At 71.4% G+C, this 15898-nt stretch carries 15 protein-coding genes; 12 read left to right on the top strand and 3 right to left on the bottom strand.

The features are described 5' to 3' along the window. Window positions 1-634, top strand: a 634-nt coding sequence (locus GB864_RS05685; protein ID WP_160423374.1) for an HAD-IC family P-type ATPase, incomplete at its 5' end; no start/stop codon positions are given. 48 nt (window positions 635-682) lie between these two features. On the opposite strand, the gene GB864_RS05680 is transcribed toward GB864_RS05685, so the two are convergent. Next, a complete protein-coding gene (locus GB864_RS05680; protein ID WP_160423373.1) occupies window positions 683-922 on the bottom strand; it encodes a hypothetical protein in 240 nt (79 codons plus the stop codon). Window positions 923-1203: 281 nt separating this feature from the next. Between GB864_RS05680 and GB864_RS05675 the strand changes: the two genes are divergently transcribed. From GB864_RS05675 to GB864_RS05650, 6 genes are all read left to right on the top strand, one after another. Then, window positions 1204-3330, top strand: a complete 2127-nt coding sequence (locus tag GB864_RS05675; protein ID WP_160423372.1) for a DEAD/DEAH box helicase — start codon at window positions 1204-1206, stop codon at window positions 3328-3330. 93 nt (window positions 3331-3423) lie between these two features. Beyond that, entirely contained in the window at window positions 3424-4455 is a 1032-nt protein-coding gene (locus GB864_RS05670; RefSeq protein ID WP_160423371.1) for a 6-phosphofructokinase, read from the top strand. A gap of 13 nt (window positions 4456-4468) precedes the next feature. Beyond that, complete coding sequence (locus GB864_RS05665; RefSeq protein ID WP_160423370.1) at window positions 4469-4948, top strand: 8-oxo-dGTP diphosphatase; 480 nt, start codon at window positions 4469-4471, stop codon at window positions 4946-4948. A 148-nt stretch (window positions 4949-5096) separates the two neighbouring features. Then, window positions 5097-6281 carry an inorganic phosphate transporter gene (locus GB864_RS05660; RefSeq protein WP_160423369.1) on the top strand — a complete coding sequence of 395 codons (1185 nt, stop codon included), beginning with the start codon at window positions 5097-5099 and terminating at the stop codon, window positions 6279-6281. Beyond that, the gene (locus tag GB864_RS05655; protein WP_160423368.1) at window positions 6278-6628 is read left to right on the top strand and encodes a peptidase; all 351 of its coding nucleotides are present in this window, start codon (window positions 6278-6280) and stop codon (window positions 6626-6628) included. Before GB864_RS05660 ends, GB864_RS05655 begins: the two co-directional genes overlap by 4 nt. Before the next feature lie 70 nt (window positions 6629-6698). Then, window positions 6699-8153, top strand: a complete 1455-nt coding sequence (locus GB864_RS05650; protein ID WP_160423367.1) for an NCS2 family permease — start codon at window positions 6699-6701, stop codon at window positions 8151-8153. Window positions 8154-8253: 100 nt separating this feature from the next. On the opposite strand, the gene GB864_RS05645 is transcribed toward GB864_RS05650, so the two are convergent. Continuing rightward, a complete protein-coding gene (locus GB864_RS05645) occupies window positions 8254-9543 on the bottom strand; it encodes a uracil-xanthine permease family protein (protein ID WP_160423366.1) in 1290 nt (429 codons plus the stop codon). Between the two features lie 154 nt (window positions 9544-9697). Between GB864_RS05645 and GB864_RS05640 the strand changes: the two genes are divergently transcribed. Together GB864_RS05640 and GB864_RS05635 are read left to right on the top strand one after the other, a co-directional pair. Further along, on the top strand, window positions 9698-10015 hold the full coding sequence (locus GB864_RS05640; protein WP_202106998.1) for a DUF4190 domain-containing protein: 318 nt from the start codon (window positions 9698-9700) through the stop codon (window positions 10013-10015). A 98-nt stretch (window positions 10016-10113) separates the two neighbouring features. Next, window positions 10114-11583 carry an aspartate ammonia-lyase gene (locus tag GB864_RS05635; RefSeq protein ID WP_160423365.1) on the top strand — a complete coding sequence of 490 codons (1470 nt, stop codon included), beginning with the start codon at window positions 10114-10116 and terminating at the stop codon, window positions 11581-11583. Window positions 11584-11633: 50 nt separating this feature from the next. Here the strand turns inward: GB864_RS05635 and GB864_RS05630 are convergent, their stop codons facing one another. Beyond that, window positions 11634-12512, bottom strand: coding sequence for a fumarylacetoacetate hydrolase family protein (locus tag GB864_RS05630; protein ID WP_160423364.1), 879 nt, complete (start codon window positions 12510-12512; stop codon window positions 11634-11636). Between the two features lie 133 nt (window positions 12513-12645). Between GB864_RS05630 and GB864_RS05625 the strand changes: the two genes are divergently transcribed. The 3 genes from GB864_RS05625 to GB864_RS05615 all read left to right on the top strand — a co-directional run bounded on the left by GB864_RS05625 (window position 12646) and on the right by GB864_RS05615 (window position 15894). Continuing rightward, on the top strand, window positions 12646-14067 hold the full coding sequence (locus tag GB864_RS05625) for an FAD-binding oxidoreductase (RefSeq protein ID WP_202106997.1): 1422 nt from the start codon (window positions 12646-12648) through the stop codon (window positions 14065-14067). 10 nt (window positions 14068-14077) lie between these two features. Then, a complete protein-coding gene (locus GB864_RS05620; RefSeq protein WP_336603890.1) occupies window positions 14078-15238 on the top strand; it encodes a PrsW family intramembrane metalloprotease in 1161 nt (386 codons plus the stop codon). Window positions 15239-15522: 284 nt separating this feature from the next. Continuing rightward, window positions 15523-15894 carry an FKBP-type peptidyl-prolyl cis-trans isomerase gene (locus tag GB864_RS05615; protein WP_160423363.1) on the top strand — a complete coding sequence of 124 codons (372 nt, stop codon included), beginning with the start codon at window positions 15523-15525 and terminating at the stop codon, window positions 15892-15894. Window positions 15895-15898 lie beyond the last annotated feature (4 nt).

The following is a 15898-nucleotide window of genomic DNA, read 5'->3' as shown; positions in this document are numbered from 1 at the left end:
CGCGCTGCCGGCGCCCCTCGCCGAGGCGGCGGACGCGGCCGACGGCACCCTCGTGGCCGTCGCGCGCGCGGGACGCGCGCTCGGTCTCCTCGAGCTCCGCGACGAGCCCGCCGAGGGCGCGGCCGACGCGATCGCCTCGCTCCGTGGTCTCGGGCTCCGTCCCGTGCTCCTCACGGGAGACCGCCGGGCACCGGCCGAGCGGCTCGCCGCCCAGGTCGGCATCGCCGCCGACGACGTGCGCTGGGGCGTCGACCCCGAGGGCAAGCTCGCCGAGGTGCGTTCCCGGCAGGCGGCGGGGGAGCGGGTCGCGATGGTCGGCGACGGCGTCAACGACGCGGCCGCGCTCGCGGCATCGGATCTCGGCATCGCCATGGGCGGCGGCACGGACGCGGCGCTCGCCGCGAGCGACCTCGCACTCGTCCGCAGCGACCCTCGTGCGATCCCGGAAGCGGTCTCGCTCGCCCGCGCGACGCTCGGCACGATCCGCGGCAACCTGTTCTGGGCCTTCGCCTACAACGCGCTCGCGATCCCGCTCGCCGTGCTCGGCATCCTGCCCGCGGCGGCGGCGGCGGTCGCGATGGCGGCCTCGTCGATCTTCGTCGTGCTCAACTCGCTGCGCCTCGCGCGGCGCTGACGGGCGCACCCCTCCCGGGTCGCCGCGGCGACGCTCGTCGCGGGCGGCCTACTCCTCGCCGTCGTCGTCGACGTCCGCGGCCTCGGCGGCACCGGTCGCTTCCGGGGCGCCGTCGCCGAGGTCGACGCGTCGTTCCGCATCGACGCCGAGCGGCTCGTCTTCGAGCGAGTCGTCGACCGGTCGGTCCTCGTCGGCCGCCGCGAGCGCGTACTCGTGCTCGAGCTCCTCGGCTTCGAGGTCTTCGTCTTCGGGCGTGAAGCCGTCGCCCGTCCCCACGAGTCCTGACATATCCTCAGTGTAATCCCGTGGGTTCGCGGCGTCCGCGTGTCCCGTGGTGCGAAGGTGAGGATTCGGGGCGTAGAATAGTCGACGCCTGACCGGCTCGTTCCCGTGGTCGACGGCGTGCGAACTGCACGCGGTGCTCGACCGCCCGCCGCGTCCGCGGCACCTTCAGCGGAAGCCGCGACCCGACAGTGCTCCATCGAGCCGCAGGCCGTTTCGTGCGGCACGGCTGCGCGCGACGGACCGGAAGCGGTCGCGCGAGGGGCGCGGCCCGAGACTGGAGGACCATGGCTCAGACGAGGCAGCGATCGCGCGTGCGATCGCGCGACGACGACGCCCCCGTCATCCCGATCCTCGCCCGCAAGGTGCGCGAGGTCGAGGCGAAGGCCCAGAAGGGCCGGCTCGGCCCCACGAACCGCACGAAGTTCCAGGTCATCGCGCTGCTCATGCGCGAGGAGCGCGCCCGGGTGAAGGCCGACGGCGAGATCGGCGAGGCCGCCCGCGCCGAGCTGCTGAAGCGCCTCGACGGCATCGCCCAGATCCTCGCACGCACCGCGGCGCGCGACACCAGCCTCATCGCCCTCCTCGAGCCCGACGCCTCCGTCGGCCAGGTCGCGCAGCGCTTCCGCCGCGACTGGCTGCTCGAATCCGGCGCGGAACTCAGCCCCGACGAACTCATCATCACCCGCGACCCCGAGCCGACCCCCATCCAGCCGGCCGCGAACCAGGTCGTGCCGGCGTCGGTGAAGTCGTTCCACCTCGCGAACCCGTTCCTCGCCCCCGACCTCGAGAGCGCTCCGGAGCCGGCCGTCCCGGTGCGCCGCCTCGCGAACTGGGAACTCCTCGGCCCGCTCTTCAAGTCGTTCGAGCAGGGCGCCGGCGGCCGCGCCGCGAGCATGGAACTGCCGCCCACGCCGAAGGTCGACCGGCTCTCGCCGCGCGGCCTCGAGCTCATGCCCCACCAGGTGCGCTTCATCGAGTCGGCGCGCGAGGGCCACCGCACGTTCCTCCTCGCCGACGAGCCCGGCCTCGGCAAGACCGCGCAGTCGGTGCTCGCCGCCTCCGTCGCCGACGCGTACCCGCTGCTCGCGATCGTCCCGAACGTCGTCAAGATGAACTGGGCCCGCGAGGTCGAGCGCTGGACGCCGCACCGTCGCGCCACGGTCATCCACGGCGATGGCGCTGGTCTCGACGCGTTCGCCGACGTCATCATCGTCAACTACGACGTGCTCGATCGGCACATGTCCTGGCTCGGCGAGTACGGCTTCAAGGGCATGGTCGTCGACGAGGCGCACTTCATCAAGAACCTGCAGTCGCAGCGCTCGAAGAACGTGCTCGCCCTCGCCGACCGCATCCGCCAGCGCACGCCCGGCCACGACCCGCTGCTGCTCGCGCTCACCGGCACCCCGCTCATCAACGACGTCGACGACTTCCGCGCGATCTGGCGCTTCCTCGGCTGGATCGAGGGCGACAAGCCGTCCGCCCAACTGCTCGGCAAGCTCGAGGAGAACGGCCTCACCCCGGCCGAGCACGGGTTCTACCCGGAGGCGCGGCAGACGGTCGTCGACCTCGGCATCGTGCGCCGCCGCAAGGTCGACGTCGCCGCCGACCTGCCCGCCAAGCGCATCGCCGACCTCCCCGTCGAACTCGACGACGAGCTCGGCCGCTCGATCCGCGCCGCCGAGCGGGAGCTCGGCCACCGCCTGCTCGCACGCTTCACCTCCCTCGTCGAAGCACGGGGCCTGCGCCGCGGCGACCTCGACGACGACGTGCGCGACCAGCTCATCCGCGCGGTCGCCCACTCGGAGCTCGAGGAATCCAAGTCCGCGAAGTCCGGCGAGAACGTCTTCACGATGGTGCGCCGCATCGGCCAGGCCAAGGCCGGCCTCGCCTCCGACTATGCGGCGCAGCTCGCCCGCTCGGTCGGCAAGGTCGTGTTCTTCGCCAAGCACATCGACGTCATGGACCAGGCGGAGGCCGCGTTCGCGGCACGCGAGCTCAAGACGGTCTCGCTCCGCGGCGACCAGTCGGCGATCGCCCGCCAGGCGGCCATCGACGCGTTCAACAAGGACCCCGAGGTCTCGATCGCGGTCTGCTCGCTCACCGCGGCAGGCGTCGGCGTGAACCTGCAGGCCGCCTCCAACGTCGTGCTCGCCGAGCTGTCGTGGACGAGCGCGGAGCAGACGCAGGCCATCGACCGCGTGCACCGCATCGGCCAGGACGAGCCCGTGACGGCATGGCGCATCATCGCCGCGCACACGATCGACGCGCGCATCGCCGAGCTCATCGACGCCAAGCAGGGGCTCGCCGCGCGCGCCCTCGACGGCGTCGACGTCGAGCCCGGTTCGGCCGACTCGGTGCAGCTCGACGCCCTCCAGCACCTGCTGCGAGCGGCCCTCGACGGCACCCTGTGAGGTTCCCGCTAGGCTGACCGATGTCGCCGCTTCCGATGACGCCGGCGGCGACATCATCACCATCGACGACAGGCCACGGGAGTCGAACCAGAAATGAAAATCGGAATCCTCACCAGCGGCGGCGACTGCCCCGGACTCAATGCGGTCATCCGCGGAGCGGTCCTCCAAGGCGTCATCGAGCACGACACCGAGTTCGTCGGATTCAAGTGGGGGTGGAAGGGCGTCGTCGAGGAGGACTTCGTCCCGCTCGTCCGCCACGACGTCCGCGGTCTCGCGCGTCAGGGCGGCACCATCCTCCACTCGTCCCGCACGAACCCCTTCGAGGGCGAGGGCGGCGGCCCCGAGAACATCCAGCGCATGATGGACCGCAACGGCATCGACGCGCTCATGGTCATCGGCGGCGAGGGAACGCTCACCGCCGCGCGCCGGCTCTGGGACGAGGGCGGCATCAAGGTCATCGGCGTGCCGAAGACCATCGACAACGACCTCGCCGCCACCGACTACTCGTTCGGCTTCGACACGGCCGTCGAGATCGCCACCGAGGCGATCGACCGCCTCCGCACGACGGCCGACTCGCACGGCCGCTGCATGGTCCTCGAGGTCATGGGCCGCCACGTCGGCTGGATCGCCCTGCACTCGGGCATCGCAGGCGGCGCGCACGCCATCCTCATCCCCGAGCACCCGCAGTCGATCGAGCAGATCGCCGAGTGGGTCGAGTCGGTCCGCGACCGCGGCCGCGCCCCGCTCGTCGTCGTCGCCGAGGGCTTCATGCTCGACGGCATGACCGAGGCGTACTCCGACAAGGGGCTCGACGCCTTCAACCGCCCGCGTCTCGGCGGCATCGCCGAGCAGCTCGCGCCCATGATCGAGGCGGCCACCGGCATCGAGTCGCGCGCCACCGTCCTCGGCCACATCCAGCGCGGCGGCGCGCCCACCGGCTACGACCGCGTGCTCGCGACGCGCCTCGGCATCCACGCGGTCGAAGCCGCCTACGACGGCGCCTGGGGCGAGATGGTGACGCTGCGCGGCACCGAGATCGAGCGGGTGAGCATCGCCGAGGCCACCGGCGGGCTCAACGTCGTGCCGGAGAGCCGCTACGCCGAGGCGAAGATCTTCTTCGGCTGAGCGGCGACGTTCCATGGGCTTGCCGCAGGTGTGCGTGGTCTACGTGCTGCGCGAACGCGGCGGCCGCACCCGGGTGCTCCTCGGCCGCAAGCGCGAGGGGCTCGGTGCGGGCCGCCTCGTCGGCCCCGGCGGCAAGCTCGAACCGGGGGAGACCCCGGTGCAGGCCGCGGTGCGCGAGGTGCGCGAGGAGGTCGGGCTCGAACTCGACCCCGCGCACCTCGAGGCCCGCGGCCGGCTGACGTACACGTTCCCGACCCGGCACGCCTGGTCGCAGGAGTCCCACGTGTTCGTGTGCCGTACGTCCGCGGGGGAGGCGACGCCGTCGGACGAGCTCGATCCCGAGTGGTTCGACCTCGACGCGGTCCCCTACGCCGACATGTGGGACGACGCGGCGCGCTGGCTGCCCGGGGTGCTCGCCGGCGGCGTCGTCCGGCGCGCGTTCGAGTTCGCGCCCGACCTCGCGCACGTCGCGCGCGAGCTTCCGATCGGCTGAGGATCGGCCCGGGAGGGCATCCTCCGTTTGACCTCTCGGGCGGCCCGTGAAACCATCGACCGGTTGCACGGCTCCGCCCGTTTCCGCAACCGAACTTTCCTGAACGATCGACGAACTCCTCGATCGCGACCTCGAACGAAAGACGCCGGTGGAACTCACCCTCATCGTCGTGCTGGTCATCGCGCTGGCCCTGTTCTTCGACTTCACGAACGGCTTCCACGACACCGCGAACGCGATGGCGACGCCGATCGCGACGGGCGCGCTGCGCCCCAAGACGGCCGTCACGATCGCCGCGATCCTGAACCTGATCGGCGCCTTCCTCTCGACCGAGGTCGCCAAGACCATCTCGGGCGGCATCATCCGCGAGGGTGAGAACGGCATCGCGATCGGCCCGGAACTGATCCTCGCCGGCCTCATCGGCGCGATCATCTGGAACATGCTGACGTGGCTGCTTGGTCTGCCGTCCTCCTCCAGCCACGCGCTCTTCGGCGGGCTCATCGGCGCGGTGATCGTCGGCGCCGGCGTCGCCGCCGTCGACTTCGGCGTCGTCATGTCCAAAGTCATCCTGCCCGCGCTCCTCGCGCCGCTGACCGCCGGGCTCGTGGCGTACACGGCCACCAAGCTCGCCTACGCGATCACCCGGCGTTACGACGGCAAGCCCGACGGGCGCGACGGCTTCCGCTACGCCCAGATCTTCTCGTCCTCGCTCGTCGCGCTCGCGCACGGCACGAACGACGCGCAGAAGACGATGGGCGTCATCACGCTGACGCTCATCTCGGTGAACCTGCAGGCGCCCGGCACCGGCCCGGAGTTCTGGGTCATCACCGCGTGCGCCCTCGCGATCGCGCTCGGCACGTACGTCGGCGGCTGGCGCATCATCAAGACCCTCGGCACGGGCCTCACCGACGTCAAGCCCGCGCAGGGCTTCGCGGCGGAGACCTCGACGGCCGTCACGATCCTCGCCTCGAGCCACGTCGGCTTCGCGCTCTCGACGACGCAGGTCGCCTCGGGCTCGGTCATCGGGTCGGGCCTCGGCCGCCGCGGCTCGAAGGTGCGCTGGCGCACCGCCGGCAAGATCGGCCTCGGCTGGCTCCTGACGCTCCCGGCCGCCGGCATCGTCGGCGCGATCGCCGCCTACGTGGCGAGCTTCGGCATCGTCGGCGTCGTCCTGGATGCGGTGGTCGGCTCCGCCGTGATCCTCTTCATCTTCCTGTGGTCGCGTCGCGGCGAGAGCGAGCCGCGCGGCGTCGTCTCCGAGGTCGCGGACTCGGGTCTCGCGGTGAAGATCAAGAAGAACCCGAAGCCGATCAAGAAGGCGAAGTCCAAGTCATGACCATCGACTGGGGCGCCTTCGGCGTCGTCCTCATCGCCGCGCTGATCGTGACGGCGATCGTCGTCTCGCTCTACTCGCTCGGCCTGCGCCTGCTGACGGTCTCGGGACGCACCCCGATCGTCGCCCCGGCGGAGTTCACCGACGCGATCGCGATCATCACGCCGGCAGAGCTCGAGAAGGCCGAGAAGCGCGCGGCGAAGGCCGCCCGCAAGTCGCCGCTGACGGAGCGCGAGAAGCGCTTCGCGTACCTCGGCGCCTACGGCTGCTTCGGCCTCTCGGCGCTCGCCGTGCTCATCGGGATCTGGCTGATCGTCGGCGAGAACGTCATGCACCACCTCGGTCTCTGAGGCTGCCCGGTCCGGCCGAGTCGCGGAGCGGGACTCGATCCTGAGAGTTCCTCGGCGATATGGTGCCGATATGACGAGTTCGACCGAGCAGGGCTCCGAGGCGCCGGAGCGCCGGGTCTCCGGGTTCGACCGGTACTTCGAGATCACCGCCCGCGGCTCCACGCTCTCGACGGAGATCCGCGGCGGCGTGGTCACCTTCGTGACGATGGCCTACATCGTCATCCTGAACCCGATCATCCTGTCGTCGGCGCCGGACGTCGACGGCGACGTGCTCCCGTTCGCCGCCGTGTCGGCGTCGACCTCGCTCACCGCGGGGGTCATGACGATCCTCTTCGGCGTCATCGCACGGCTCCCGTTCGCGTTCGCCGCTGGGCTCGGCATCAACTCGTTCCTCGCCGCCTCCGTCGTCGGCGAGCTCACCTGGCCCGAGGCGATGGGCCTCATCGTGATCAACGGCCTCATCATCGTGCTGCTCGCGGCGACCGGCCTGCGCAAGCTGATCTTCGACGCCGTCCCCGTCGAGCTCAAGCTCGCGATCACGGTCGGCATCGGCCTCTTCATCGCCTTCGTCGGGTTCGTGGATGCCGGATTCGTGACATCGACCGGGGCGGCTTCGCCGCCGATCACCCTCGGCGTCGACGGCTCGATCGCGACGATCCCGACGCTCGTCTTCGTCGTGACGCTGCTGCTGACCGGCGTGCTCGTCGCGCGCAAGGTGCGCGGCGGGATGCTCATCGGACTCGTGTCCGGCACAGTCATCGCGATCGTCCTCGAATCGATCCTCCACCTCGGGGCCGCGACCGAGAACCCCGGCGGCTGGGGGCTCTCGGTGCCTTCGCTGCCGACGCAGCTCGTCGCCTGGCCGGACCTCTCGCTCGTCGGCCAGGTCGACCTGCTCGGATCGTTCCAGCGCGTCGGCGGGATCGCGGCGTTCATGTTCGTGTTCACCCTCGTCTTCACGAACTTCTTCGACGCCATGGGCTCCTTCACGGGGCTCTCGCGCGAAGCTGGCCTCGCCGACGAGCACGGCAACTTCCCGCGCCTGCGCCAGGCGCTGCTCGTCGAGGGCTTCGGCGCGATCGCCGGCGGGGCGACGAGCTCCTCCTCGAGCACCGTCTTCATCGAGTCCGGCTCGGGCATCGGGGAGGGTGCGCGCACCGGCGTCGCGAACCTCGTGACGGGCTTGCTGTTCTTCATCGGCATGTTCTTCACGCCGCTCGTCTCCATAGTGCCGACCGAGGTCGCGGCCGCCGCGCTCGTCATCGTCGGCGCCATGATGATGTCGCAGATCGCGCGCATCGAACTCGTCGACTTCACCGTGCTGCTGCCGGTCTTCCTGACGATCGCCGTCATGCCGCTGACGTACTCCATCGCCAACGGCATCGGCGCCGGCTTCATCAGCTGGGTGGTCATCCGCACCGCAGCCGGCAAGGGGCGCGCGATCAGCCCGATCCTCTGGGTCGTCGCGGCCGGCTTCGTGATCTTCTTCGCGCGCGGTCCGATCGAGTCGCTGCTCGGCCTCTGAGCATGCCCGGGGCCGGGCCCGCCCGGCCCCGGGCGGACGCAGCGTCGACCCGCGGTCATCCGCCCGCGTCGAGGATGCCCGCGAGCGACGGATGCCCGCCTCAGGACGTGCCGCGCGCCTTCGCAATCGCGTGCATGACGTGGTAGATCACGATCGCGGCGATGGTGCCGAGCGCGATGCCGTTGAAGGTGAGCGTGCCGAGCTGGAGCGTGAAGTCGGCGATGGCGATGATGAGCGCGGTGCCCGCCGTGAACTGGTTCACCGGCTTGGAGAAGTCGACCTTGTTGTCGACCCAGATCTTGATGCCGATGATCCCGATGAGGCCGTAGAGGGCCGTCGTGACGCCGCCCAGCACGCCCGGCGGGATCGTGAAGATGACCGCGCCGAACTTCGGCGAGAGGCCGAGCAGCACCGCGACGCCGCCGGCCACCCAGTACGCGGCCGTCGAGTAGACGCGCGTCGCGGCCATGACGCCGATGTTCTCTCCGTATGTGGTCGTGCCCGAGCCGCCGAAGAAGCCCGCGATGGTCGTCGCGACGCCGTCGGCGAGGAGCGCCTTGCCCGTGGACCGGTTGATGCTCTGGTCGCCCGTCATCTGCGCGACGCCGCGGATGTGCCCGACGTTCTCGGCGATGAGCACGAGCACGATGGGCACGAACGCGGGCAGGAGCCCCCAGATCGCGGCGTCCGCGAACGGGTTCGCCGGCAGGTGGAACTCGGGCAGCCCGATCCATGCGGCGCTCTCGATCGGCGCGAAGTCGATCTCGCCCTGGATCGTCGCCGCGAGGTAGCCGACGAGCACACCCACGAGGATCGAGAGACGGCCGAGGAGGCCGCGGAAGAGCACCGCGCAGATGAGGACCGCGGCGAGGGTGATCGTCGCAGTGAGCGGCGCCTGGGTGAAGTTGTCCCGCGCCGCCGGCGCCAGGTTGAAGCCGATGAGGGCGACGATGCTGCCCGCGACCACCGGCGGCATGAGCGCGTCGATCCAGCCCGTGCCCGTCCAGATGACGATGGCGCCCACGATCGCGAGCAGCAGGCCGACCGAGACGATGCCGACGAGGGCCGCGCCCATGGGGTCGGCGACGCCCTCAGCGGACATCGCCGCGACGATGGGGGCGATGAACGCGAACGACGAACCCAGGTAGCTCGGCACCCGGTTGCGCGTGATCGTGAGGAAGAGCAGCGTGCCGATGCCGGAGAAGAAGATCGTCGTCGTCGGCGGGAAGCCCGTGAGGATCGGCACGAGGAAGGTCGCGCCGAACATCGCCACAATGTGCTGCGCGCCGAGCCCGATCGTGCGGGGCCAGCTGAGTCGTTCGCCGGGGGCGACGATCTCGTCGGGGCCGACGTTCCGGCCGTCGCCGTGGACGGTCCAGGGTAGCTGCATCCGGATCTCCTGTGCTCGGTGGTGCTCTCAATATGGGGATGCGGACCGCAGGCCGCAACGGGGGGTTGTCCGCATACCGTCGGGGAACGGGCTTGCGTAGCGTCGAAGCCGCACTCGGAACCGTTCCGGGGCATTCCCCAACGAGGAGCATCCCATGACCACCGTCAGCCCGAACGCGACCGCCGACACGTACGGCACCGCGCCCCGCACCGCGGCGGGCGACGAGCCCCGCGGCTTCAGCGTCTCGAGCCTCGTGCTCGGACTCGTCTCGATCGTCGCCGGCTTCACCTTCATCGTCCCGATCGCCGGCCTGGTGACGGGCATCCTCGGCCTCAAGCGCGAGCCCGCCGGCCGCACGATGGCGATCTGGGGCATCGTGCTCAACTCGGTGATGCTCGCGGGCGTCATCCTCTTCGGCCTCGCCGTGGCGGCCCTCGGCCTCCTGGCGCTGCCGTTCGCGTTCATCGGCTGAGCAGTGCGGGACGACCCGGGGCGGTGCCGATCCGGCGCCGCCCCGGTGCCGTTCACGGACGGCGGAAGGGGCATGCGAGTGCGACTACCCTCGAATGCATGACCGCCATCACCGTCAGCGTCGACGGGGCGACGCGCATCGAGACCGACTCGCTCGGTTCGATCGCCGTTCCCGCCGAGGCCTACTGGGGCGTGCACACGATGCGCGCCGAAGAGAATTTCCCCATCTCCAAGCGACCGATCTCGGTGTACCCCGAGTTCGTCGTAGCGCTCGCGCAGGTGAAACTCGCCGCGTGCCGCGCGAACCTGGAGCTCGGCGTGCTCGCGCCCGACAAGGCCGCGCTCATCGACGAGGCCTGCCGCCGCATCATCGCGGGCGAGCACCACGACCAGTTCGTGGTCGGCGTCGTCCAGGGCGGCGCCGGCACCTCGACGAACATGAACGCGAACGAGGTGATCGCGAACCTCGCGCTCGAGCTCGGCGGCTACGAGAAGGGCCGCTACGACGTCATCCACCCGATCGACCACGTCAACCGCAGCCAGTCGACGAACGACACCTACCCGACCGCCCTCAAGGTCGCGCTCATCGCGATGGTCAAGAGCTTCCTCGACGAGCACGCGCTGCTGCGCGACGCGTTCGACGCGAAGGGCCGCGAGTTCCACGACGTGCTGAAGGTCGGCCGCACCCAGCTCCAGGACGCCGTGCCCATGACGCTCGGCCAGGAGTTCCATGGCTTCGCCACGACGGTCGAGGAGGACCGGGAGCGGCTCTACGAGCTCATCCGCCTGCTCTCCGAGGTCAACCTCGGCGCGACCGCGATCGGCACCGGCATCACCGCCGAACCCGGCTACGGCGCCGCCGCGATCCGCAACCTCCGCAAGATCACCGGCCTCGAGATCGTCGCCGCCGACGACCTCATCGAGGCGACGAGCGACGTCGGCGTCTTCATGTCGCTCTCGGCGGCGCTCAAGCGCGCGGCGATCAAGCTCTCGAAGATCTGCAACGACCTGCGGCTGCTCTCCTCGGGCCCGCAGGCGGGGCTCGGCGAGATCAACCTCCCGCCGCGCCAGGCCGGGTCCTCGATCATGCCCGGGAAGGTCAACCCGGTGATCCCGGAGGCCGTCACCCAGGTCGCCTACGCGATCGCCGGCTCCGACCTCACGATCACCATGGCCGCGGACGGCGGGCAGCTCCAGCTCAACGCGTTCGAGCCGATCATCGCCCACTCGCTGTTCCAGTCGATCACGTGGCTGCGGCAGTCCTGCCGCACGCTCCGCATCAACTGCATCGACGGCATCACGGCGAACACCGACCGGCTCGCCGAGATGGTCGCCTCGAGCGTGGGCGTCATCACCGCGCTCATCCCGTTCATCGGCTACCAGGAGGCGTCGAAGCTCGCCAAGCTCGCCCTGCTGACGGGCCGCCCGGTCGCCGACCTCGTCGTCGAGGCGGGGCTCATGAGCCGCGAGGACGTCGAGCGGCAGCTGCGACCGTCGAAGCTCTCGGGCCTGCAGCCCGTCACGCAGGCGATTCCGGTCGTGAAGCTGAAGGCCGAGCCCGCGGAGTGAGGCGTGCCGGTCGGGCGACGCCGCATCCCGCGGTCCGTCCGACCGGTCACTCAGACCACCCGGCAGTGGGTCGTCAGCGAGCCGATGCCGACCACCGAGACGGTGACGGTCGAGCCGTCGCCGAGGAATACCGGCGGCTTGCGCGAGTAGCCGGCGCCGCCGGGGCTGCCCGTCGAGATGAGCGTGCCGGGCGGGATCGTCGCGGACTTCGAGAGGTAGGCGACGATCTCGGCGACGCTGCGCACCATCTCGCCCGTCGAGCCGTCCTGCAGGATGCGGCCGTCGACGTTCGTCGTGAGCCAGAGGTCCTGCGGGTCGGCGACCTCGTCGGCGGTGACCACGACCGGCCCCGTCGGCGTGAACCCGTCGAACGACTTGCAGCGCGACCACTGGGCTTCCGAGAACTGGATGTCGCGGGCCGTGATGTCGTTGACGACCGTGTAGCCCCAGACGCAGTCGAGGGCGTCGCGCTCGGCGACGTTGCGCGTCGGCCGGCCGATGATGACGCCGAGTTCGGCCTCGTAGTCGACCTGCTGCGTGAGGTCGTCGGGCCAGGTCGTCGTCTGGCCGTGCCCGGACAGGGAGTTCGGCCACAGCGCGAAGACCGTCATCGCGGTCTCGCTGCGCAGCTTCAGCTCGCTCGCGTGCGCGGCGTAGTTGGCGCCGACGGCGAGGACGTGCGGCGGGCGCAGGACGGCGGAGGCGTGGCGGAAGCCCTCGACGGGGCGGAGGACGGCGCTGCCGTCGGCGGTGGCGCGGTCGACGTGCTCGCGCACCGCAGCCAGTCCCTCGTCGCCGCGCTCGATGAGCTCCTGCAGGTCGAGCGGCGCGTCCGGCATCGATTCGTCCAGGAAGAGCGCGTGATCGCCGAGCACCACGACCAGTCTGGGCTCGGGGTCGCCGTCGGTCCGGAGGTGCGCGAATCTCACGCTCTCCACGGTAGTGCCGACGAGGGGGCGGGAGCCGTCGACCTCCGGGCTCCGGAACGCGGGCGGATGTTGTGGGAATCCGCAGTTGCGGTGCCCGGGATGCGCTGAGCGACGCGCGTCGTAGCCTGAACGGATGACTCCGTCGACCGCGCCGCAACCCGCCGATCCGAGCCTCCTCGCGGAGATGACGGGGGCGGGGCTCGACGTCGCGACCGATGCCCGGTCCCTCGAGGCGGCCCGCGCCGACAAGTCCGGACAGCGCGCGACCGGTCGCCCGATGGCGCTCGTGCGGGCGCATTCGGTCGCCGACGTTCAGCAGTGCCTGCGGATCGCGCACGCACGCGGCCTCCCCGTCGTGCCCCGCGGTGCCGGCACCGGGCTCGCGGGCGGCGCCATGGGCGGAGCCGGGCGGCTCGTGCTCGACCTCGCCGGGCTCGACCGCATCCTCGAGATCGACGCGGCCGACGGCATCGCCGTCGTCGAGGCGGGCGTGCTCAACGGCGACCTGAACGATGCGCTCGCACCGCTGGGGCTCTGGTACGCGCCCGACCCGGCGAGCCGCGCGATCTGCTCGATCGGCGGGAACATCGCCACGAACGCGGGCGGGCTGCTCTGCGCCAAGTACGGCGTGACGCGCGAGGCGGTGCTGGGCCTCTCGATCGTGCTCGCCGACGGCACGCTGCTCCGCACGGGGCGGCGCACCGTCAAGGGCGTCGCCGGCTACGACCTCACCGCGCTCTTCACCGGCTCGGAGGGCACGCTCGGCGTGATCGTGGAGGCGACCGTGCGGGTGCGGCCGCTGCCGCCGGGCGCTCCGGTGACCGTCGCGGCCGCCTTCCCCGACGTCGAAGCCGCGGCGAGCGCGTGCAGCGCCGTCACGGCGGCGCGGCTGGCCCCGTCGATCCTGGAACTGATGGGCGCCGATGCCTTCTCGCGCGTCGCGGACTTCCTCGGCCCGGATGCCCTCGCCGGCACGCCGGCGGCCGACGTCGCCCCGGGGGAGTCGTTCGTCGTCGCGCAATGCGACGGCCGGGGCGCCGCCGAGGAAGCAGCCGGGGTGCTCGCGGCCTTCGCCTCGCACGGCGGCCGAGTGGAGCTGACCGAGGATGCCGCGACGGGCGAGCGGCTCCTCGCGATCCGCCGCGCCTTCCACGGCGCCCTCGAAGCGCGGGGGAGCGTGCTCATCGAGGACGTCTCGGTGCCGCGCTCCGCGCTGCCGGCGATGTTCCGGGCGATCGAGGCGATCAGCGCGCGCACGGGCATCCCGATCCCGACGATCGCGCACGCGGGCGACGGCAACCTGCATCCGAACTTCGTCGTCGAGGGCGACGAGCCCGACGATGCGGTGTGGTCGGCGGCCGACGAGCTCTTCCGCGCGGCGCTCGCGCTCGGCGGCACGCTCACGGGCGAGCACGGGGTCGGCGTGCTCAAGCGGCGCTGGCTGGCCGACGAGCTCGGGCCCGAGCAGGTCGAGTGGCAGCGCCGCATCAAGTCGCTCTTCGACCCGAGCGGCATCCTCAATCCGGACGTCATGTTCGAGCCGGGCATGTCCTAGGCTCCTGACTGTGGGGCAGGGGGCGCACGCGGCGGAGCCGGATCAGTCGGCGTGGATCGATGCCGTGCGCTCGGCCGCACGTCGTCGTACCTCGCGCGCGCGCGGCGTCTGGGTCGCGGGGGTCGGCATCGCCCTGACGGCCGTCGTCGCCGTGCTGCTGCTCGTGTACTTCATCTCGGGCATCGGCTTCTTCGGGGTCGCGGTCTCGTTCCTGCTGGCGCTCGTGCCGCTCGCGATCGTGCTGTTCTCGATCCGCTGGGTCGACCGGTGGGAGCCGGAGCCGCGCTGGGCGCGCTGGTTCGCGTTCCTGTGGGGGGCGGCGGTCTCGGTCGCGGCGGCCCTCATCTTCGACGCGTGGGCGCAGTCCGCGTTCGGCCGCATCGCGGACGACGATGCGACGGCCCGCTTCCTCTCCACGGCGATCCAGGCGCCGATCGTGGAGGAGGGCGTCAAGGGGCTCGGCGTGCTGCTCATCTTCCTCGTCTGGCGCACGAACTGGGACGGCCCGCTCGACGGCGTCGTCTACGCGGCGACGGTCGCGGCGGGCTTCGCGTTCAGCGAGAACATCCTCTACTTCGCCGACGCGCTCGGCCGAGGCGGGGACGCCCTCGGGGCGACCTTCGTCATCCGCGGGCTGTTCTCGCCGTTCGCGCACGTCGTCTTCACGGCGTGCGTCGGCATCGCCCTCGGCTGGGCCGCGAGACGCGGACCAGCCGTCGTCACGGGCGCCTACCTCGTCGGCCTCCTCGGGGCGATGCTGCTGCACGGCGGCTACAACGCCGCGCTGCTGCTCGTCGACGACTACCCGACGTACTACGCGGTCGTGCAGGTGCCGCTCTTCGTCGCCGTCATCGCGTTCGTGCTGCACCTGCGCACCACGGAGGCGCGCACGACCTTCGACCGGCTCGCCGAATACGGCGAGGCCGGCTGGTTCACCCCGGGCGAGGTGCGGATGCTCGCGACGACCGAGGGCCGACGGAACGCGATCGACTGGGCCGCCGCGCTCCGCCCGCCGCGGGCCGACGTCATGCGCTCGCTCATCGCCGACTCGACCCACCTCGCGTTCACCCGGCAGCGGATGCTCGACGGCGGCGACGACCTCGCCGCGCGCGCCGACGAGCGCGCGCTCCTCGACCGCATCGAGGACGCCCGGATGCGTCTGCTGGCCTGACGTTCGGGTCGCGAGCGCACTCGTCGGTCGAGGAGCCGGCGCGAAGACGGCGTATCGAGACCTCGAACGGTGCCGCCCGGACTCGGTGCGCCTCGTCGCACGACTGACGGGGCTGCCGGCGGGCGATATGAAACCCGCCCGACGGTGGTGTGGCAGTGCCGACAGCCGACTCGATCGGGCGGGTTCGTACAACCAGGATCCGCAGTGTTCGCGCTCCGCGCAACCGGTCCCGGACGAGCGGCCCCGCGTTGCCGCATCCGCCCGATGTGGGCTTGACTGGGTGCATGACCGATACGAACAGCAAGCCCGAGATCGACGCTCCCGAGGGCCCGGCGCCCGCGGAACTCGTGATCGAAGACATCGTCGTCGGCGACGGCGCTGAGGCGACCGCGGGGTCGACCGTCGACGTGCACTACCTCGGCGTGGAGTACGAGAGCGGCGAGGAGTTCGACTCGTCGTGGAGCCGCGGCCAGTCGGTGAACTTCCCGCTGAACCGCCTCATCAAGGGCTGGCAGGAGGGCATCCCCGGCATGCAGGTCGGCGGACGCCGCAAGCTCACCGTGCCGCCGGCGCTCGCCTACGGCCCCGCGGGCGGCGGCCACCCGCTGTCCGGCCAGACCCTGATCTTCGTCATCGACCTCAAGGGCGTCGCCTGAGCGA

The organism is Agromyces seonyuensis, assembly GCF_009789225.1.
In the GTDB taxonomy this organism is placed as follows: Bacteria; Actinomycetota; Actinomycetes; order Actinomycetales; family Microbacteriaceae; genus Agromyces; species Agromyces seonyuensis.
Note: the sequence above shows the minus strand (reverse complement) of the source record. Positions and strands in the feature narration are given on the sequence as shown.